Here is a 20,060-nt window from a genome sequence, read left to right on the forward strand (position 1 = left end):
CCGCACCCATGCTCCTGAGACTCGTCGCCGGCCGGCTGCGGCCCCACCGGCGCACCCTCGCCCTGGTCGTCCTCCTCCAGCTCCTGCAGTCCCTCGCCTCCCTCACCCTGCCCACCCTCAACGCCGACGTCATCGACAACGGCGTCCTGCGCGGCGACTCCGCCCACGTCCTGTCCGGCGGCGGCCTGATGGCCGCCGTCACCCTCCTCCAGGCGGCCGCTGCGGCGGCCGCCACCTACTTCGGCGCCCGGATCGCCATGGGGATCGGCCGGGACCTGCGCGCCACCGCCTTCCGCCGCGTCCAGGACTTCTCCGCGCGGGAGATGAGCCGCTTCGGCACCGCCTCCCTCATCACCCGCACCACCAACGACGTCCAGCAGGTGCAGACGTTCACCGTCCTCGTCCTGACGATGCTCGTGGCCGCGCCCCTGATGTGCGTCGGCGGCATCGTCATGGCCTTCCAACAGGACACCCCGCTCGCCCTGCTCCTGCTGCTCTTCGTCCCGCTGATCGGCGGCGCCGTCGGCGCGGTCGTCCTGCGCATGCGCCCCCTCTTCCGCGGCATGCAGGAGCGCGTCGACCGGGTCAACCGGATCATGCGCGAACAGATCACCGGCATCCGGGTCGTCCGCGCCTTCGTCCGCGACCGGCACGAGCAGCGCCGGTTCGCGGCCGCCAACGACGAACTGTTCGCGGTCGGACTGCGCTCCGGCCGCCTCCAGGCCCTGATGTTCCCGATCGTCCTGATCATCTGGGAGCTGGCCACCATCGGCATCATCTGGGTCGGCGCCCACCGGCTCGACTCCGGTGCCCTGCAGGCCGGTTCGCTGATCGCCTTCCTCGGCTACCTGCTCCAGATCTTCATGTCGGTGATGATGGTGCTCTTCCTGCTCATGCACATGCCCCGCGCCGAGGTCAGCGCCGAACGCATCCAGGAGATCCTCGACACCCGGCCCTCCGTCGCCCCGCCCCTCGCACCCGTCCGCGCACTGCACGGCCCCGGCCGGCTCGACATCACCGGCGCCGACTTCAGCTACCCCGGCGCCGAGGAACCCGTCCTGCGCGGAGTGGACCTCACCGCCCTCCCCGGCCGCACCACCGCCGTCATCGGCTCCACCGGCAGCGGCAAGAGCACCCTCCTCGGCCTCGTCCCGCGCCTCTTCGACGCGACCGGCGGCGAGGTCCGCGTCGGCGGCGTCGACGTACGCGCCATGGACCGGACCCTGCTCGCCCGCACCGTCGGCCTCGTCCCGCAGAAGCCGTACCTCTTCTCCGGCACGGTGGCGACCAATCTGCGGTACGGAAGGCCCGAGGCGAGCGACGCGGAGCTGTGGCACGCCCTGGAGGTCGCCCAGGCCGCCGACTTCGTCCGGGCCCTCCCGGAAGGCCTCGACGCGCCCGTCGCGCAAGGCGGCACCAACCTCTCCGGCGGACAGCGCCAGCGCCTCGCGATCGCCCGGGTCCTGGTCGCCCGCCCCCGGGTCTACCTCTTCGACGACTCCTTCTCCGCCCTCGACCACACGACCGACGCACGGCTCAGGGAGGCGCTCGCACGGGAGACGGCGCAGGCGACCGTCGTCATCGTCGCCCAGCGCGTCTCCACCATCCGCGGCGCCGACCGGATCGTCGTCCTGGATCAGGGCCGCGCCGTCGGCAGCGGCACCCACGAGGAACTCATGCGCGACAACCCCACCTACCGGGAAATCGTCCTCTCCCAGCTCACCGAGGAGGAAGCGGCATGAGCGACACACGCCGCGAGGAGCGGCACGAGGAGGAGGGGCACGGGAAGGAGGGGCACGGGAAGGAGCGGCACGGGAAGGAGCTGTACGGCTCCCAGCGCCGAGGTCTCCCCGTCCCGCGGCGCGCTCCCGAGCGCCGAGGCCCCGCCGTCCCGCAGCGCGGGCCCGGTCTGAGCACCCCCGCCCTCGAACGGTCGCTGGACTTCCGCTCCTCCGGACTGCGGCTGCTGCGCACCATGGCACCCGAGCGTGCCCGGCTCCTCGCCGTGCTGGTCGCCGCCACGGCCGCCGTCACCCTCGCCGTCCTCAGCCCCCTGATCCTCGGGCACGCCACCGACCTCGTCGTCTCCGGCGCCGGCAGCCCGGCAGGCGTCGACTTCCCCGCGCTCGCCAGGGCCCTGGCCCTCGCCTTCTCGCTCGTCGCCTGCTCCGCCGCGCTGAACTGGCTGCAGCAGCGGCTCGCGACGACCGTCGTCCAGCGGGCCGGCCACCGGCTGCGCGAGCGCGCCCAGGGAAAGCTCGCCCGGCTGCCCCTGTCCTACTTCGACAAGCAGCCGCGCGGCGAGGTCCTCAGCCGCACCACCAACGACATCGACAACATCACCCAGACCCTCCAGCAGGCGTTCAGCCAGATGATCCGGGCGCTGCTCACCCTGGTCGGCGTCCTGGTGATGATGTTCTGGATCTCGCCGCTGCTCGCCCTCGTCGCGCTGGCGACCGTGCCGCTGTCCGTCGTCGTGGCGGCCAGGATCGGCAAGCGGGCCCAGCCGCAGTTCGTCCGGCAGTGGGCCGTCACCGGCCGCCTCAACAGCCACGTCGAGGAGATGTTCACCGGCCACGCCGAGGTCGTCGCCTTCGGGCGGCGCGAGGAGGCCGTGGCCCGCTTCGACGAGCTCGGCGACGAGCTGTACGCGGCGAGCTTCCGCGCCCAGTTCATGTCCGGCTTCATCCAGCCGGCCCTCACGTTCGTCGGCAACCTCAACTACGTCCTCATCGCTGTCGTCGGCGGACTGCGGGTGGCCTCCGGCACCCTGTCGATCGGGGACGTCCAGGCGTTCATCCAGTACTCGTACGACTTCAACGGACCGGTCACCCAGGTCGCCGCCATGGCCAACCTGCTCCAGTCCGGCGTCGCCTCCGCCGAGCGCGTCTTCGACCTCCTCGACGCCGACGAGGAGTCCGCAGGCCCGGCCGTGTCCCGGCGCCCCGACCAGGTCACCGGCCGGGTCTCCTTCGAGAAGGCGGCCTTCCGCTACGAGCCGGAGAAGCCGCTCATCGAGGATCTGTCGCTGACGGTGGAGCCGGGCCAGACGGTCGCGATCGTCGGCCCGACGGGCGCGGGCAAGACCACGCTGGTCAATCTGCTGATGCGGTTCTACGAGACGACCGGTGGCCGGATCACGCTCGACGGCGTCGACATCGCCGAGATGTCCCGCGCCGACCTGCGGAGCGGGATCGGCATGGTCCTCCAGGACACCTGGCTGTTCGGCGGGACGATCGCCGACAACATCGCCTACGGAGTCCCCGGTGACGTCCCCCGCGAACGGATCGTCGAGGCCGCCATGGCCACCCACGCCGACCGGTTCATCCGCACGCTTCCCGACGGGTACGACACCGTCCTCGACGAGGACGGCGCCGGTCTCAGCGCCGGCGAGAAGCAGCTCGTCACGATCGCCCGGGCGTTCCTGTCCGAGCCGGTGATCCTGGTCCTCGACGAGGCGACCAGCTCCGTCGACACCCGCACGGAGGTCCTCATCCAGCGGGCCATGTCCTCCCTGCGCCGGGGCAGGACCAGCTTCGTCATCGCGCACCGGCTCTCCACCATCCGCGACGCGGACGTGATCCTGGCGATGGAGAACGGCTCGATCGTCGAACAGGGCACGCACGACGAGCTGCTGGCGGCGGGCGGGGCCTACGCCCTGCTGTACGCCGCCCAGTTCGCGCCCGCGGCCTGACGGGCCGACGACGGCCTGACGGCCTGACGGCCTGACGGGCTGACGGGCGCGGAGCCGGCGCGCGGATGGGTACGGTGAGGAGCGTGACCCTCGCACTCACCGTACTCACCACCACCGACAGCGCCGAGAAGGCCGAGGCGCTCGCCCGCGGCGCCGTCGAAGCGCGCCTCGCGGCCTGTGCCCAGGTCTCCGGGCCGGTGACCTCCGTCTACCACTGGCAGCAGGCGATCGAGACGAGCGAGGAGTGGCAGGTCGTGTTCAAGACGACGGAGGCCGCCTACGCCGCCCTGGAGGCCCACCTCCTGGCCGCGCACGACTACGACACCCCCGAGATCATCGCCACCCCCGTCGTCCGCGGCTCCGCCGGCTATCTGGCGTGGCTCGCGGCCGAGACCGTCGCACCGTGAGCACCATGAGCACCGCGGCGCGGGAGCTGCCGTTCTTCGTGTACGGCACCCTGCGCCCGGGCGCGTACAACCACGACCGGTTCCTCCTCGGCCGCACGGTCGCCGAGGAATCCGCCCGGCTCACGGGCGCGCTGCTGTACGACGGGCCCGGCTATCCGTACGCCGTACCGGCCGAGGGCCGGACTGCCGGCACGGCGGGCGGGATCGGGGCCGGGATCGCGGGCGACCTGGTGACCGCGGCGCCCGGCGCGTACGGCGAACTGCTCGCCGTACTGGACCGGCTGGAGGAGTACCGGGGGCCCGGCCATCCGCGCAACCTGTACGAGCGGGTGGAGCGGGAGGTGGTCCGGGCCCGGGACGGGGCCGCCGTACGGGCCTGGGTCTACCTCGCCGCGCCGGGGGTCCCGCTGGGGCCGCTCGTCGCCGGTGGCGACTGGTTCACGCGGTCGGTTCCACCGCTTCGAGGCGCACCGCGCACACCTTGAACTCCGGCATCCGCGAGACGGGGTCGAGTGCGGGGTTGGTGAGCGTGTTGGCCCGGCCCTCGCCCGGCCAGTGGAACGGCATGAAGACGGTGTCCGGCCGGATGGTCGCGGTGATCCGCGCGGGCGCCACCGACCGTCCCCGCCGCGAGACCACCGCGACCCGCTCGCCGTCGGCCACCCCCAGCCGGGCGGCGAGCCGCGGATGGAGCTCCACGAACGGGCCGGGAGCGGCCGCGTTCAGCTCGTCGACCCGCCGGGTCTGCGCCCCCGACTGGTACTGCGAGACGACCCGCCCGGTCGTCAGCACGACCGGATACTCGGCGTCCGTCTCCTCGGCCGCCTCCCGATGCACGACGGCGACGAACCGGGCCCGCCCATCGGTCGTGGCGAACCGGTCGAGAAAGAGCCGGGGGGTCCCGGGATGGACACCGGCGACGCGGGCCGCGGTGCCGGCCGCGACGCCGGCCTGAGCCCCGTCCCCGAACTGCGCCCCCGCCTCGGCCGGGTCCACGACTTCCGGGCACGGCCAGAAGACGCCGTTCTCCTCGCGGATGCGGCGGTAGCTGATGCCGGAGTAGTCCGCGGGGCCGCCGGCCGAGGCACGGCGGAGTTCGTCGAAGACCTCCTCCGGGTCCGTCGGGAAGCCCTTCTCCCAGCCGAGCAGCCCGGCCAGGGAGTGCAGCACCTCCAGATCGCTGCGGACCCCCGGCGGCGGGGTGAGCGCCCGCTGCCGCAGCAGCACCCTGCCCTCCAGGTTGGTGGTGGTGCCGGTCTCCTCCGCCCACTGGGTGACGGGCAGCACCACGTCGGCCAGTTCGGCCGTCTCGGACAGGACCACGTCCGCGACCGCCAGGAAGTCGAGCGAGCGCAGCCGCTCCTCGACATGCGCGGCGCGTGGCGCGGAGACGACCGGGTTGGAGCCCATGAGCAGCAGGGACCGCACATCGCGCCCGAGCGCGTCGAGGAGTTCGTACGCGCTGCGGCCCGGCCCCGGCAGCGACTCCGGCGCCACCCCCCACACCTTCGCCACATGCGCCCGCGCGGCCGGGTCGTCCAGCTTCCGGTAGCCCGGCAGCTGGTCGGCCTTCTGGCCGTGCTCGCGGCCGCCCTGGCCGTTGCCCTGTCCGGTGAGGCAGCCGTACCCGCTCAGCGGCCGGCCCGCTCGCCCGGTCGCCAGGCAGAGGTTGATCCACGCGCCGACCGTGTCGGTGCCCTTGGACTGCTGTTCGGGGCCGCGCGCCGTGAGCACCATGCCGGTCTCCGCGTCGCAGAACATGCGCATCGCGTCGCGGAGCAGCGGCACCGGCACCCCGGTGATCCGCTCCACCAGCTCGGGCCAGTGGGCCATCGCCCCGGCCCGCGCGGCCTCCCAGCCCTCGGTGCGTTCCCGGATGAACTCCTCGTCGGTGCGGCCCTCGGCCACGACCAGATGGAGCAGCCCGAGCGCGAGCGCCAGGTCGGTGCCGGGGCGCGGCGCGAGATGGAGATCGGCGTGCTCGGCGGTCCGGGTGCGGCGCGGGTCGACGACGATCAGCTTGCCGCCGTTCTCCTTCAGCTCTGTGAGGTAGCGCAGCGCGGGCGGCATGGTCTCGGCGAGGTTGGAGCCGACGAGGATCACACAGCCGGTGCGCGGAATGTCCTCCAGGGGGAACGGCAGGCCACGGTCGAGCCCGAACGCCCTGTGGTGCGCGGCCGCGGCCGACGACATGCAGAAGCGGCCGTTGTAGTCGATCTGCGAGGTGGCGAGGACGAGCCGGGCGAACTTGCCCAGGGCGTACGCCTTCTCGTTGGTGAGACCGCCGCCGCCGAAGACCCCCACGGCGTCGGGACCGTGGTCGGCGCGGGTCCGGTGCAGACCGTCGGCGACGGCGGAGAGGGCCTCCTCCCAGGTGGCGGGCTTCAGAACACCCGTGTCAGGGCATCGGACCAGGGGCTCGGTCAGCCTGACCCGGGAGGAGAGCACGGCCGGGGCGGTGCGGCCCTTGCCGCAGAGCGCGCCCCGGTTGACGGGGAAGTCGGTGCGTTCGACCACCTCCACGGAGCCCGCCGCGGGGCTCAGCGACATACCGCACTGGAGGGCGCAGTAGGGGCAGTGCGTGGGGATGGTGACAGCCTCGGACATGTACCCGAGCGTGCGACGGGCGTGTTACGGCCGGGGGCGCGCCGGATTACGGGAACGGTGCATCGTGCTCAGCCGGCGGCCCGCCCCGGGGTGAGGGCTTGAGAGCTACCCCGCCGAGGCCAGCGCCTCCGCCACGCCGGGCTCCCGTTCGCCGAGGAAGCGCGGGTCCGGGCGCAGCGCGGCGTCCAGGGCCGCCTTGCCGGCCGCGAACAGCTCCCGGGCGCCGCCGTAGTACCAGGTGGCGTCGTGCGGTTCGGCGACCCCGACGCCGTACGACTCGACACCGGCCGCCCCGCACAGGGCCACGGCCCGTTCCACGTGGAAGTCCTGGGTGACGAGGACGGCACGGTCGACGCCGAAGATCCTCTTCGCTCGGACGCACGAGTCCCACGTGTCGAAGCCGGCGTAGTCGCTGACGATCCGGTCGTCCGGCACCCCGCGTTCGGTGAGGTACGCGCGCATGGCGTCGGGCTCGTCGTACTCGGCCCGGCTGTTGTCGCCGGTGACGAGGACGACCTTCACCTTGCCCGAGCGGTGGAGCTCGGCGGCGGTGTCGAGCCGGTGCGCGAGGTACGGCGTGGGTCGGCCCTTCCACAGGCCGGCGCCGAAGACGACGGCGACGTCCCGCGCGGGCACGTCGGCGGCGGTACGGAGCCGGCTGTCGGCGACGGCGTGCGTCCAGGTGGCCGGGGCGAGCGCGAGGACGGCGCCGACCATGAGGGCCTGCACGGTCCGTCGACGGGCCCGGGTCGTGCGCGGCAGCCGAACGGCCCGGCCCGGCCGGGCGGCTCCGCTCGTCCGGGCGGCGAACGGGACCAGCCGGGCGCACGCCCGCGTCAGCCGGGCGGCTCCGCCCGGCCGGGCGAAGGCCCGGATCAGCCCGGCGAAGGCCCGGATCAGTCGGGCGGGGACCCGCGCCCGAACCCGTACGCCTCGCATCGATCGACCTCCGTGGATCTCGCCCGCCCCGTCACCCCGTCCGACGTGTTCGACGCAGAACGGGACCGTTCGGTTCGCCGGGGTGGCGACCGGGACCGTGCCCGGGGCCGTGGAGCGCGGACGCGAGGGCGATGCCGAGCAGGGTGCCGAGGAGCTGCGCCCCGATGAAACCGGGCAGTGAGCCGGGGGCGATCCCGGTGAAGGAGTCGGAGAACGCGCGGCCGACGGTGGCCGCCGGGTTGGCGAAGGAGCCGGAGGAGGTGAACCAGATCGCCGCCAGGATGTACCCGGCCACGGCGACGGGGGCGAACGCGGTGCGGCCGGCGCGGCGCAGGCCCTCGATGAGCAGGACGAGCCCCATGGTGGCGACCGTCTCGCCGAGCAGGAGGTGGGGTTCCGACCGCGCCTGGGTGGACCAGGCGCCCGGCGTCCGCCCGAACATCGCCTCGGCGAGCAGGGCGCCGGTGACGGCCCCGGCGAGCTGGGCGGCGAGGTAGAGACCGACCTCCCGGCCGCCCGGGGCGCCGTCCTCGCCCCGGCGGGACCACCAGTCGGAGAGGGTGACGACCGGGTTGAGATGGCCGCCGGACAGGGGGCCGAAGAGGGTGATGAGCAGCCCGAGCCCGATGGCGGAGGCGAGCGAGTTGGCGAGCAGCCGCACGCCGATGTCCTGGCTCAGATCGCCGGCGCGGATGCCGGACCCGATGATGACGGCCACCAGGGCGGCGGTGCCGACGAGTTCGGCGACCAGGCGCCGGGGGAGTGTCGGGAGAGCGGAGGGAGACCTTCTCATAGTGGAAAATATATTCCGTAATATGGAAGCGTGAAAAGGAGGGGTGGCGGTTCGAAGGACGGCCGTACGATCCGCGCATGATCATCGAAGCCGTCCGCAACAACGCCGAGTGGTGCGACACGATGTGCCGCGCCCACGGCCGGCCCGGCGCCTTCGGCCCCCGGGCCTGGACCAACGGCCGCCGCACCCCGCCGTACTACCCCGACGCCGTGACGCTCGCCGCCGACGCGTCGGTACGGGACGTCCTCGACGGCATCGACCGCTCCACCCCCGGCGCCTCGGTCAAGGACGGCTTCGCCCGCCTCGACCTGGCGGCCGACGGCTTCCGGCTGCTGTTCGAGGCCCGTTGGATCCACCGGCCCGCCGGACTCGCCCTGCCGCCGCCCACCGCGACGTGGCGGCCGGTCCGCACCCCGGAGGAACTCACCGCCTGGGCGGCCGCCTGGAGCGGCGACGACCCCGACGAGGTCGCCCTGTTCCGCCCCGAACTGCTCGCCGACCCCGCGACGCGCGTGGTCGCCGGGTACGGCGCGGACGGCCGGATCGTCGGCGGGGCGGTGCTCAGCGACAGCGGCCCCGTGACCGGCCTCTCCAACGTCTTCACCGCCGAGGGGACCGACCCGGCCGACGTGTGGACCGGGTGCCTGGGCCTGGTGGCCGACGGCGTTCCCGCCGTCGGCTACGAGTCGGGGGACGATCTGGCGCCCGCCCTCTCCGTCGGCTTCGCGGAGATCGGCCCGCTGCACGTCTGGCTGGACACCGGCGCCTGACCCGACCCCGCCCCTGACGCGGCGGAGAGGGGGAGGGTGAGGGCGCGGTAAACACTCGTGACGCCCGCGCAACGGGCAGGCAACGTGCGGCGGTCAGGATCGGTGCATGACGGATCCGGACAGCACGTTCGACAGCACCGCCGACCTGCTCGGCCGGATCACGGCGCAGCTCGGCGTCCAGCTGAGCCAGATGCGCCCGACCGGCCGCCCCGACGCCACCGGGGAGCACGCCACCCGCGAGCACGCCGCCCCCGGGCACGCCACCCTGGGCCACCCCGACGAAAGGCGCCGGCTCATGAGCGCCACCGCCCCCACCCTCATAGCCGTCGGACACGGCAGCCGCGACCCCCGGGCCCGCGCCACCCTCGCCCTGCTGCTCGACCGGGTCCGCGAGCTCCGCCCCGGCCTGGACGTCCGCCTCGCCCACGTCGAGCTGAACGCCCCGCTCCTCACCGACGCCCTCGCCGCTCTCACCGAGGAGGGCGGCCGGGACGCCGTACTCGTACCGCTCCTCTTCGGACGCGGCTACCACGTCAAGCACGACCTGCCCGCGGCCGCGGCCACCGCGCCCGCCGTACGGACCCGGATCGCCGCCCCGCTCGGCCCGCACCCGCTGCTCGTCGAGGCTCTCGCGGACCGGCTCGCAGAGGCGGGCTGGACCCCGCAGGACAGCGCCTCGCGCTCCGCCGCCGTCGTACTCGCCGCCGCCGGCTCCCGCGACCCCGAGTCCCTCGCCGACATCCGCCGCACCGCCGCACTCCTCGGCGAACGCCTCGGCGGCGTGCCCGTCGTCCCCGCGTACGCCTCCGCCGCCACCCCCACCGTCCCCGACGCCCTGCGCCTGCTCGCCGCCCGCGGCCGGCACCGGATCGCCGTCGCCTCCTGCTTCACCGCCCCCGGCCTCTTCGCCGGCCGCACCGCCGCCCACGCCCCCTGGATCGCCGCCGCCCCCCTCGGCGCCCATCCCGCCCTGGCCCGCCTGGTCCTCCACCGCTACGACCGCTCCCTGGCCACGCCCGCCCCCACCCCCACTCCCGCCTCCGCACGGGAACTCGCCTCCGCCTGAGGGCATGTCTGTCGGTCCCGGCGGTTACCTTCGGTGCATGGAAGGCATCACGGACACCCCGGGCTATGACGACACCGCGACCGAACGCTGGGCCGAGGAGCCCGACAAGCGCCCCGGGCGCACCGCCTTCCAGCGGGACCGCGCGCGCGTGCTGCACTCCAGCGCCCTGCGACGGCTCGCCGGCAAGACCCAGGTGGTCACCCCCGGCACGCGCAGCCACGCCTGGGACGCCAGCCCCCGCACCCGGCTCACCCACTCCCTGGAGTGCGCCCAGATCGGCCGCGAACTCGGCGCCGCCCTCGGCTGCGACCCCGACCTCGTCGAAGCCGCCTGCCTCTCCCACGACATGGGCCACCCGCCCTTCGGGCACAACGGCGAACAGGCCCTCAACGACTTCGCCAAGGACTGCGGCGGCTTCGAGGGCAACGCCCAGTCGCTCCGCCTCCTCACCCGGATCGAACCCAAGCGGTTCGTCCAGGACGCCGGCGGAGACCTCGTCAGCGTCGGCCTCAACCTCACCCGCGCCGCCCTGGACGCCGCCACCAAGTACCCCTGGCCGCGCGGCGGCCACCCCGACGACCCCCACTCGCCCAAGTTCGGTGTGTACGAGGACGACCTGCCCGTCTTCGACTGGGTCCGGCGCGGCGCCCCCGACCACCGCAAGTGCTTCGAGGCCCAGGTCATGGACTGGTCCGACGACGTGGCCTACTCCGTCCACGACTTCGAGGACGGCCTGCACGCCGGACACATCGACCCGAACATGCTCTTCTCCGAGCCCGAGCGCGCCGACATCTGGACCGTCGCCATCGGCCGCTACGTCCCGCGCGACACCGACCCGCAGGAGCTCGCCGACGCCCTCGACCGCCTGGTCGAACAGGAGTGGTGGCCGCACGGGTACGACGGATCGGCCGTCGCACAGGCCCGCCTCAAGGACGCCACCAGCCAGCTGATCGGCCGTTTCTGCCTCGCCGCCGAGGGCGCCACCCGCCGGCGGTACGGCAGCGGCCGCCTCACCCGGTACGACGCCGAACTCGTCGTCCCCCGCGAGACCCGCAACGAATGCGCCGTCCTCAAGGCCGTCGCCGACCGGTACGTCATGCAGCGCGCCGAGCAGGAAGCCCTCCGCGCCGACCAGCGCATCGTCCTCGCCGAACTCGCCGAGGCGCTCACCGCCCGCGCACCCGAGGGCCTCGACCCCCAGTTCCGCGCCCTGTTCGACACGGCGGGCGACGATCGCGCCCGCAAGCGGGTGATCGTCGACCAGATCTCCTCCCTGACCGACGCCTCCGCCCGCACTCTCCACGCCCGCCTCCGCCTCCACCCCTAGGAGGGCGGGTCCTGGTCCGGGTCCGGGGCGGGTCCCAAAAGCCTCGCCGGGTCCGCCGGATCTTGACCGGACGTCCCCGACTCGCCCCCTTCCGCCATCACCCTGCGTGCGGGACGCTCGTTCGGGGGCTCGGGGCGGTACGGCTCGCCGAACGCCCGGAGGCGTAGCGTGGAACCGGTCGCAACGAGGAGGAATCAACGTGGTCGACGCAGATCAGACCTTCGTCATCGTCGGCGGAGGACTCGCCGGGGCCAAGGCGGCGGAGACTCTCCGCGACGAGGGGTTCAACGGCCGGGTGATCCTCATCGGAGACGAACGCGACCACCCCTACGAGCGCCCACCCCTCTCCAAGGGCTACCTCACCGGCAAGGAGGAGCGGGACACCGTCTTCGTCCACGAACCCGCCTGGTACGCGCAGAACGACATCGAGCTCCACCTCGGCCAGCCCGTCACCGCCGTCGACCGCGAGGCCCGCACCGTACGCCTCGGCGACAACACCGTCATCCGTTACGACCGGCTCCTCCTCGCCACCGGCGCCGAGCCGCGCCGCCTCGACATCCCCGGCACCGAACTGGCCGGCGTCCACCACCTGCGCCGGCTCGCCCACGCCGACCGGCTCCGCCACGTCCTGGCCGCCCTCGGCCGTGACAACGGCCATCTCGTGATCGCGGGCGGCGGCTGGATCGGTCTGGAGGTCGCCGCCGCGGCCCGCGGCTACGGCGCCGAGGTCACCGTCGTCGAGTCCGAGCCCACCCCGCTCCACCACGTCCTCGGCCCCGAGCTCGGCCAGCTCTTCGCCGACCTGCACGCCGAGCACGGCGTCCGCTTCCGCTTCGGCGTCCGGCTCACCGAGATCGTCGGCCAGGACGGCATGGTCCTCGCCGTCCGCACCGACGACGGCGAGGAGCACCCCGCCCACGCCGTCCTCGCCGCCATCGGCGCCGCCCCGCGCACCACCCTCGCCGAGACCGCCGGCCTCAACCTCGTCGACCGCGCCCACGGCGGCGGCATCGCCGTCGACGCCTCGCTGCGCACCTCCGACCCGGACATCTACGCGGCCGGCGACGTCGCCGCCGCCCACCACCCGCTGCTGCACACCCGGCTGCGCGTCGAGCACTGGGCCAACGCCCTCAACGGCGGCCCCGCCGCCGCCCGCGCCATGCTGGGCCTGCCCGTCTCCTACGACCGCGTCCCGTACTTCTTCTCCGACCAGTACGACCTGGGCATGGAGTACTCGGGCTGGGCGCCGCCCGGCTCGTACGACCAGGTCGTCCTGCGCGGCGACGTCGGCAAGCGGCAGTTCATCGCCTTCTGGCTCAAGGACCGCCAGGTGCTCGCCGGGATGAACGTCAATGTGTGGGACGTCACAGAGGCCGTGCAGCGGCTCGTCCGCGCCCAGTCCCCGGTGGACACCGAGGCCCTCGCCGACCCCTCCGTACCCCTGGAGAGCCTGATCTGATCACCCCGCCGCCGCCGTAGACTTCACGCGTGGCAGGCAGGATCAACGATGACGACGTGAAGGCGGTCCGGGACGCGGTCCCGATCGACGCCGTCGTGTCCGAGTACCTCCAGTTGCGCAACGCCGGCGGCGGCAACCTCAAGGGCCTCTGCCCCTTCCACGACGAGAAGTCGCCCTCCTTCCAGGTCAGCCCCAGCAAGGGCCTGTTCCACTGCTTCGGCTGCCAGGAGGGCGGCGACACGATCGCCTTCGTGATGAAGATCGACCACCTCTCCTTCTCGGAGACGGTCGAGCGCCTCGCCGCCAAGGCGGGCATCACCCTGCGGTACGAAGAGGGCGGCTACAACCCCGGCCACCAGCGCGGCGAGCGGATCCGCCTCGTCGAGGCCCACCGGGCCGCCGCCCAGTTCTATGCCGACCAACTCGGCGGCGCCGAGGCCGAGATCGGCCGCAAGTTCCTCGCCGAGCGCGGCTTCGACCAGGCCGCCGCCGAGCACTTCGGCGTCGGCTACTCCCCGGCCGGCTGGGACCACCTCACCCGCTATCTGCGCGGCAAGGGCTTCTCCGACAAGGAGCTGATCCTCTCCGGACTCTCCCAGGACGGCCGCCGCGGCCCCATCGACCGCTTCCGCGGCCGGCTCATGTGGCCGATCCGGGACGTCGGCGGCGAGGTCGTCGGCTTCGGCGCGCGCAAGCTGCGCGACGACGACAACGGCCCGAAGTACCTCAACACCCCCGAGACCCCGATCTACAAGAAGTCCCAGGTCCTCTACGGCATCGACCTGGCCAAGAAGGACATCGCCAAGGTCAGCCGCGCCGTCGTCGTCGAGGGCTACACCGACGTCATGGCCTGCCACCTCGCCGGCGTCACCACCGCCATCGCCACCTGCGGCACCGCCTTCGGCAGCGACCACATCAAGATCCTCCGCCGGCTCTTGATGGACAACGGCTCGGCCCGGGTGATCTTCACCTTCGACGGCGACGCCGCCGGCCAGAAGGCCGCCCTGCGCGCCTTCGAGGACGACCAGAAGTTCGCCGCCGAGACCTACATCGCCATCGCCCCCGACGGCATGGACCCCTGCGATCTGCGCCTCGCCAAGGGCGACCAGGCCGTCGCCGAACTCGTCGAGCCGCGCACCCCGCTCTTCGAGTTCGCCCTGCGGCAGATCGTGAACCGCTACGACCTGGAGACCCCGGCCGGCCGCGCCGCCGCCCTCGACGAGGCCGCCCCGATCGTCGCCCGGATCAAGAACATCGCCTCGCAGCACGAGGTCGCCGTCCAGCTCGCCGGCATGCTCGGCATCCTCGACACCCAGTTCGTCGTCAAGCGCGTCGCCCAGATCGCCCGCTGGTCGCGCGACCGCGGCGGACGCGGCCCCGCCCCCGCCGACCGCAACCGCCAGGCGGCCCCGCCGATCCAGGCGCCCGCCGCCCAGGCGGGCCCCGCGCTCAATCTGCGCAGCCCCGCCCACCGCACCGAGCGCGAGCTGCTCAAGCTCGCCCTCCAGCGCCCCGAACTGGTCTCCCCGGCCTTCGACGCGTACGGCATCGACGAGTTCACGGCCCCGCCCTACGCCGCCGTCCGCCAGTGCATCCAGGACGCGGGCGGCGCCACCGGCGCCCCCGCCGACTACCTGACCGCCGTCCGCGAGGCCGCGCCCAACGACACCGTCCGCGCGCTCGTCACCGAACTCGCCGTCGAGGCGATCTTCGCCAGGACCGTCGACGAGAACTACGCCGGCGACCAGCTCGTCACCGTCCGCCTGCGCGCCGTCGACCGCCGCATCCGCGACATCCAGGGCACCCTGGCCCGCCTGGGCGCCAACGGCGACCCCGAGCGGGTCGCGGCCGTACAGAACGAGCTGTGGGTGCTCACCCAGTACGGCCAGTCGCTCCGCACCAACGGAGCCGCGGCGCTGTAGCCCGCCGGTCGCCCACCAGGCGAAGCTTCGGACGAAGTTCCTCCTCGTAGTCGTCCGGCCCCAAAAAGTCACCGCACGCCCCTCGTGGCAGTGATGTGTCGTACCCCACACTGGGTCCGGTGCCCGAGGCCTCGGAGCGCGGCCGGTCCATCGACCATGGGCCGATCACCCCCGCGGTTCCGGTCATCGTGTACGGGACGGAGACAGCGGCCCGGCCGCCCCCGTCCCGCTGCCGCACGCCCCCGACCCGGCAGCGATCACCCTGGAGGTCGCCCCCGTGCAGACCCGGACCCTGCCCCCGGCCCCTGTCGTGCCCGAAGAACACCCGGCCGCCGACCACCCCGAGGCGGCCGCCCCCGACGACTTCGTCGACGAGGCCCCCGAGCCACCCGAGTCACCCGTCGCCCGACAGGCCGACCCCGGCGCGAGCGGGCCCTCCTCCGACCTCTTCCGCCAGTACCTGCGGGAGATCGGCCGCATTCCGCTGCTCACCGCCGCAGAGGAGGTCGAACTCGCCCGCCGGGTGGAGGCCGGGCTCTTCGCCGAGGAGAGACTCGCCTCGGCCGCCGACCTGGACTCCCAGCTGGCGCTCGACCTGGACCGGCTCGTCGTCATGGGCCGGATGGCCAAACGGCGGCTCATCGAGGCCAATCTGCGTCTGGTCGTCTCCGTCGCCAAGCGGTACGTCGGGCGCGGTCTGACCATGCTCGACCTGGTCCAGGAGGGCAATCTGGGCCTGATCAGAGCCGTGGAGAAGTTCGACTACGCCCGCGGCTTCAAGTTCTCCACGTACGCCACCTGGTGGATCCGCCAGGCGATGTCCCGGGCCCTCGCCGACCAGGCCCGGACCATCCGCGTCCCCGTCCACGTCGTCGAACTCATCAACCGGGTCGTCCGCGTCCAGCGCCGGATGCTCCAGGAACGCGGCTACGAACCCACCGCGGAAGAGGTCGCCGCCCAGCTCGACCTGGCCCCCGAGCGGGTCGGCGAAGTGCTGCGCCTCGCCCAGGAACCGGTCTCCCTGCACGCCCCCGTGGGCGAGGAGGACGACGTCGCGCTCGGCGACCTGATCGAGGACGGCGACGCCGCTTCCCCCGTCGAGTCCGCCGCCTTCCTGCTGCTGCGCGAGCACCTGGAGGCGGTCCTCTCCACCCTCGGCGAGCGCGAACGCAAGGTCGTCCAGCTCCGCTACGGCCTCGACGACGGCAGGCCCCGCACCCTGGAGGAGATAGGACGGCTCTTCGGCGTGACACGCGAACGCATCCGCCAGATCGAGTCCAAGACCCTCAGCAAACTGCGGGACCACGCCTTCGCCGACCAACTGCGCGGCTACCTCGACTGACGCGCCTCAGTCGACCTCGGCGACCGCCTGGGCGAACTGCGCGGCGTACAGCCGGGCGTAGGCCCCGCCCGCCGTCAACAGCTCGTCGTGCGTGCCCTGTTCGACGATCGAGCCGTTCTCCATCACCAGGATCACGTCCGCGTCGCGGATAGTGGAGAGCCGGTGCGCGATGACGAAGCTCGTCCGGCCGTGCGCCAGACGCGCCATCGCCTTCTGGATCAGCACCTCCGTACGGGTGTCGACCGAGCTCGTCGCCTCGTCGAGGACCAGGATCACCGGGTCCGACAGGAACGCCCGCGCGATCGTGATCAGCTGCTTCTCGCCCGCGCTGACACCTGAGCCCTCGTCGTCCAGGACCGTGTCGTACCCGTCGGGCAGCGTGCGGATGAACCGGTCGGCGTGCGCCGCCCGCGCCGCCTCCTCGATCTGCTCCCGGGTGACGTCCCCGGCCGCGCCGTAGGCGATGTTGTCGGCGATCGTCCCGCCGAACAGCCAGGTGTCCTGGAGGACCATCCCGATCGCGGACCGCAGGTCGTCGCGGGACATCTCGGCGACGTCGACGCCGTCGAGCGTGATCCGGCCACCGGTCGTCTCGTAGAACCGCATCAGCAGATTGACCAGCGTGGTCTTGCCCGCGCCCGTCGGGCCGACGATCGCGACCGTCTGGCCCGGCTCCACCGTCAGCGACAGATCCTCGATGAGCGGCTTCTCCGGCTCGTAGCGGAAGGAGACCCGCTCCAGGGCGACCTTGCCCTTGACCTCGGACGCCTTCCCCCAGCCTCCGGCCGGGGCCGTCCCGATCCCGCTCCGCCCGCTCACCGGGGCGTCCGGCGTCTGCTCCTCGGCGTCGAGGAGCTCGAAGATCCGCTCCGCCGAGGCGACACCCGACTGGACCAGGTTCGCCATCGACGCGACCTGCGTCAGCGGCATCGAGAACTGCCGGGAGTACTGGATGAACGCCTGCACATCGCCGATCGACAGCGTGCCGGAGGCCACCCGCAACCCGCCGACCACGGCGACCAGCACATAGTTGATGTTCGAGATGAAGAACATCACCGGCTGCATGACACCGCTGTTGAACTGCGCCTTGAACCCGGCCTCGTACAGCGCCTCGTTCTGCTCCCGGAACCCGGCGGCCGACTCCTCCTGCCGCCCGAAGACCTTCACCAGCGCATGACCGGTGTACATCTCCTCCACATGGGCGTTGAGCTTGCCCGTGGACTTCCACTGCTGCACGAAGTGCGGCTGCGAGCGCTTGCCGATCCGCGTCGCCACGACCACCGACACCGGCACGGTCACAAGGGCCACCAGCGCGAGCAGCGGCGAGATCCAGAACATCATCGCGAGGACGCCGACGATGGTGAGCAGCGAGTTGATCAGCTGACCCATCGACTGCTGGAGCGTCTGCGAGATGTTGTCGATGTCGTTGGTCGCCCGGCTGAGCACCTCGCCGCGCTTGGCCTTGTCGAAGTACGACAGCGGAAGCCGCGCCAGCTTCGCCTGGACGTCCTCCCGCATCCGGTAGACCGTCCGGTTGATCACCCTGATCGACATCCGGGTGGAGACCAGCATCAGCAGCCCGGCCGCCACATAGATGGCCAGCGCCCACAGCAGGACATGGCCGACCGCCGTGAAGTCGATGCCCCGGCCGGGGGTGAAGTCGACCCCGGACAGCATGTCGGCCATCCCGTGGTCGCCCTGGGCCCGCAGCCCGTCGAGCGCCTGCGCCTTGGTGGTGCCGTCGGCCATCCGCCGTCCGACCACGCCCGCGAAGACCAGGTCGGTCGCCCTGCCGAGGATCAGCGGACCGACCACCGCGCCGGCCACGCTGAGCAAACAGGCGACCAGCATCAGCCACAGCGCGCCGCGCTCGGGCGCCAGCGCCTTCAGCAGCCGTCTGCCGGAGCCCTTGAAGTCCATGGACCGCTGGTCGGGGCCGCCGCCGGCCATCATCCGTCCGCCAGGACCGGCCATCAGGCTGCCTCCGCCTCGGTCAGCTGGGAGAGCACGATCTCCCGGTACGTGTCATTGCCCGCCATCAGTTCGTGATGGCGCCCGGTGCCGACGACCCGGCCCTCGTCGAGGACCACGATCCGGTCGGCCTCCCGGATGGTCGACACCCGCTGGGCGACGATCACCACGGTCGAGTCCGCCGTCTCCTCGGCCAGCGCGGCCCGCAGCAGGGCGTCCGTCTCGTAGTCGAGCGCCGAGAACGAGTCGTCGAAGAGATAGATCTCCGGCCGCTGCACCAGCGTCCGGGCGATAGCCAGCCGCTGCCGCTGCCCGCCGGACACATTGGTCCCGCCCTGCGCGATCGGCGCGTCCAGCCCGGCGTCCAGCCTCTTCACGAACGAGGCAGCCTGGGCCACCTCGAGCGCGTGCCACAGCTCCTCGTCGCTCGCGTCGGGATTTCCGTACCGCAGATTCGTCGCCACCGTCCCGGAGAACAGATACGGCTTCTGCGGGACGAGCCCGACCGTCCGCGCCATCAGCCCGGGATCGAGCCTGCGCACATCCACCCCGTCGACGAGGACCTCACCGCCGGTCACGTCGAACAGCCGCGGCACCAGACCCAGCAGCGTGGACTTGCCGCTGCCGGTCGAGCCGATGATCGCGGTCGTCTCGCCCGGCCGGGCGACCAGCTCGATCCCCTTGAGGACGGACTCCTCGGCACCCGGGTAGCGGAAGTCGGCGCCCCGGACCTCCAGATGCCCCCGCCGCCGCAGCTCGCGCACCGGCTCCGCCGGCGGTACGACACTGCTGTCGGTGGACAGCACCTCCTGGACGCGCTCGGCGCACACCTCGGCGCGCGGCACCATCATGAACATGAAGGTGGCCATCATGACGGCCATCACGATCTGCATCAGATAGGCGAGGAAGGCGGTCAGCGCGCCGATCTCCATCCCGCCGCTGTCGATGCGGTGCGCCCCGAACCACACCACCGCGACGCTGGAGACGTTCACGACCGTCATCACGGTCGGGAACATCAGCGCCATCAGCCGCCCGGTGGCCATCGAGACATCGGTCAGCTCGGTGTTCGACCCCTTGAACCGCTCGCGCTCGTACGCGTCCTTCACGAACGCCCGGATCACCCGGTTGCCGGTGATCTGCTCGCGCAGCACCCGGTTCACCGTGTCGAGCCGCTCCTGCATGGTCCGGAACAGCGGCCGCATCCGCTTCACGATCAGCGACACCGCGATGCCCAGGACCGGCACCACGGCGAGCAGCACCCCCGACAGCGGCACGTCCTGCCCCAGCGCCATGATGATGCCGCCGACACACATGATGGGCGCGGACACCATCAGGGTGAACGCCATCAGGACCAGCATCTGGATCTGCTGGACGTCATTGGTCGTACGGGTGATCAGCGAGGGCGCGCCGAACTGGCCGACCTCCCGGGCCGAGAACGACTGCACCCGCTCGAAGACCGCGGCCCGCACGTCCCGGCCGAGCGCGGAGGCGGTCCGTGCTCCGTAGTACACCGCCCCGACGTTGCAGACGACCTGCAGCACGGAGACCGCGATCATCAGCGCGCCGAAGCGCAGGATGTAGCCGGTGTCGCCGTTCACGACACCGTTGTCGATGATGTCGGCGTTCAGGGTCGGCAGGTAGAGGGAGGCGCAGGTCTGCAGCAGTTGCAGGAGCACCAGCAGGGCGATGGGCTTCTTGTACGGTCCGAGACGGGTTCGGAGAAGTCTTATGAGCACGGGCTCTACTATCGCCCGCGCCCCCCG

At 72.6% G+C, this 20,060-nt stretch carries 15 protein-coding genes; 10 read left to right on the forward strand and 5 right to left on the reverse strand.

Annotated elements, in window-relative coordinates; translation table 11 throughout:
• Positions 1-8: 8 nt before the first annotated feature.
• The 4 genes from ACIRB4_RS06650 (at position 9) to ACIRB4_RS06665 (ending at position 4,586) form a co-directional block, all read left to right on the forward strand.
• Entirely contained in the window at positions 9-1,742 is a 1,734-nt protein-coding gene (locus ACIRB4_RS06650; protein ID WP_403288908.1) for an ABC transporter ATP-binding protein, read from the forward strand.
• On the forward strand, positions 1,739-3,694 hold the full coding sequence (locus ACIRB4_RS06655) for an ABC transporter ATP-binding protein (protein WP_403288909.1): 1,956 nt from the start codon (positions 1,739-1,741) through the stop codon (positions 3,692-3,694). Before ACIRB4_RS06650 ends, ACIRB4_RS06655 begins: the two co-directional genes overlap by 4 nt.
• Positions 3,695-3,777: 83 nt before the next feature.
• Positions 3,778-4,101 carry a divalent-cation tolerance protein CutA gene (cutA, locus tag ACIRB4_RS06660; protein WP_403288910.1) on the forward strand — a complete coding sequence of 108 codons (324 nt, stop codon included), beginning with the start codon at positions 3,778-3,780 and terminating at the stop codon, positions 4,099-4,101.
• Positions 4,102-4,106: 5 nt separating this feature from the next.
• A complete protein-coding gene (locus ACIRB4_RS06665) occupies positions 4,107-4,586 on the forward strand; it encodes a gamma-glutamylcyclotransferase family protein (RefSeq protein ID WP_403289621.1) in 480 nt (159 codons plus the stop codon).
• Here ACIRB4_RS06665 and ACIRB4_RS06670 read toward each other — a convergent pair.
• The 3 genes from ACIRB4_RS06670 to ACIRB4_RS06680 form a co-directional block, all read right to left on the reverse strand.
• The gene (locus ACIRB4_RS06670) at positions 4,540-6,708 is read right to left on the reverse strand and encodes a molybdopterin oxidoreductase family protein (RefSeq protein ID WP_403288911.1); all 2,169 of its coding nucleotides are present in this window, start codon (positions 6,706-6,708) and stop codon (positions 4,540-4,542) included. The genes ACIRB4_RS06665 and ACIRB4_RS06670 overlap by 47 nt on opposite strands.
• A 105-nt stretch (positions 6,709-6,813) precedes the next feature.
• Positions 6,814-7,647, reverse strand: a complete 834-nt coding sequence (locus ACIRB4_RS06675) for a vancomycin high temperature exclusion protein (protein WP_403288912.1) — start codon at positions 7,645-7,647, stop codon at positions 6,814-6,816.
• A 31-nt stretch (positions 7,648-7,678) separates the two neighbouring features.
• Positions 7,679-8,440 (reverse strand): aquaporin, encoded by a 762-nt coding sequence (locus tag ACIRB4_RS06680; protein WP_403288913.1) that lies wholly within the window; start codon positions 8,438-8,440, stop codon positions 7,679-7,681.
• Positions 8,441-8,517: 77 nt separating this feature from the next.
• Between ACIRB4_RS06680 and ACIRB4_RS06685 the strand changes: the two genes are divergently transcribed.
• The 6 genes from ACIRB4_RS06685 (at position 8,518) to ACIRB4_RS06710 (ending at position 16,326) form a co-directional block, all read left to right on the forward strand.
• On the forward strand, positions 8,518-9,210 hold the full coding sequence (locus ACIRB4_RS06685) for a hypothetical protein (RefSeq protein WP_403288914.1): 693 nt from the start codon (positions 8,518-8,520) through the stop codon (positions 9,208-9,210).
• A gap of 106 nt (positions 9,211-9,316) precedes the next feature.
• The gene (locus ACIRB4_RS06690; RefSeq protein ID WP_403288915.1) at positions 9,317-10,276 is read left to right on the forward strand and encodes a sirohydrochlorin chelatase; all 960 of its coding nucleotides are present in this window, start codon (positions 9,317-9,319) and stop codon (positions 10,274-10,276) included.
• 37 nt (positions 10,277-10,313) lie between these two features.
• The gene (locus ACIRB4_RS06695) at positions 10,314-11,603 is read left to right on the forward strand and encodes a deoxyguanosinetriphosphate triphosphohydrolase (protein WP_403288917.1); all 1,290 of its coding nucleotides are present in this window, start codon (positions 10,314-10,316) and stop codon (positions 11,601-11,603) included.
• A 199-nt stretch (positions 11,604-11,802) separates the two neighbouring features.
• Complete coding sequence (locus ACIRB4_RS06700) at positions 11,803-13,062, forward strand: NAD(P)/FAD-dependent oxidoreductase (RefSeq protein ID WP_403288918.1); 1,260 nt, start codon at positions 11,803-11,805, stop codon at positions 13,060-13,062.
• A gap of 29 nt (positions 13,063-13,091) precedes the next feature.
• Positions 13,092-14,984 (forward strand): DNA primase, encoded by a 1,893-nt coding sequence (gene dnaG / locus ACIRB4_RS06705; protein WP_403288920.1) that lies wholly within the window; start codon positions 13,092-13,094, stop codon positions 14,982-14,984.
• 277 nt (positions 14,985-15,261) lie between these two features.
• Positions 15,262-16,326, forward strand: a complete 1,065-nt coding sequence (locus ACIRB4_RS06710) for an RNA polymerase sigma factor (protein WP_403288921.1) — start codon at positions 15,262-15,264, stop codon at positions 16,324-16,326.
• A gap of 6 nt (positions 16,327-16,332) precedes the next feature.
• Here the strand turns inward: ACIRB4_RS06710 and ACIRB4_RS06715 are convergent, their stop codons facing one another.
• Positions 16,333-18,300, reverse strand: coding sequence for an ABC transporter ATP-binding protein (locus ACIRB4_RS06715; RefSeq protein WP_403288922.1), 1,968 nt, complete (start codon positions 18,298-18,300; stop codon positions 16,333-16,335).
• Entirely contained in the window at positions 18,300-20,033 is a 1,734-nt protein-coding gene (locus ACIRB4_RS06720; RefSeq protein ID WP_403288923.1) for an ABC transporter ATP-binding protein, read from the reverse strand. The genes ACIRB4_RS06715 and ACIRB4_RS06720 overlap by 1 nt, the downstream gene beginning before the upstream one ends.
• Positions 20,034-20,060: the final 27 nt, after the last annotated feature.

It is taken from the genome of Streptomyces sp. NPDC093600 (assembly GCF_044764755.1).
Lineage (GTDB): Bacteria > Actinomycetota > Actinomycetes > Streptomycetales > Streptomycetaceae > Streptomyces.

Coding starts and splice junctions, on each gene's coding strand:
- ACIRB4_RS06715 (WP_403288922.1), bottom strand. CDS start 18,300: ATGGCCGGTCCTGGCGGACGGATGATGGCCGGCGGCGGCCCCGACCAG.
- ACIRB4_RS06650 (WP_403288908.1), top strand. CDS start 9: ATGCTCCTGAGACTCGTCGCCGGCCGGCTGCGGCCCCACCGGCGCACC.
- ACIRB4_RS06685 (WP_403288914.1), top strand. CDS start 8,518: ATGATCATCGAAGCCGTCCGCAACAACGCCGAGTGGTGCGACACGATG.
- ACIRB4_RS06680 (WP_403288913.1), bottom strand. CDS start 8,440: ATGAGAAGGTCTCCCTCCGCTCTCCCGACACTCCCCCGGCGCCTGGTC.
- ACIRB4_RS06670 (WP_403288911.1), bottom strand. CDS start 6,708: ATGTCCGAGGCTGTCACCATCCCCACGCACTGCCCCTACTGCGCCCTC.
- ACIRB4_RS06690 (WP_403288915.1), top strand. CDS start 9,317: ATGACGGATCCGGACAGCACGTTCGACAGCACCGCCGACCTGCTCGGC.
- ACIRB4_RS06655 (WP_403288909.1), top strand. CDS start 1,739: ATGAGCGACACACGCCGCGAGGAGCGGCACGAGGAGGAGGGGCACGGG.
- ACIRB4_RS06675 (WP_403288912.1), bottom strand. CDS start 7,647: ATGCGAGGCGTACGGGTTCGGGCGCGGGTCCCCGCCCGACTGATCCGG.
- ACIRB4_RS06695 (WP_403288917.1), top strand. CDS start 10,314: ATGGAAGGCATCACGGACACCCCGGGCTATGACGACACCGCGACCGAA.
- ACIRB4_RS06665 (WP_403289621.1), top strand. CDS start 4,107: ATGAGCACCGCGGCGCGGGAGCTGCCGTTCTTCGTGTACGGCACCCTG.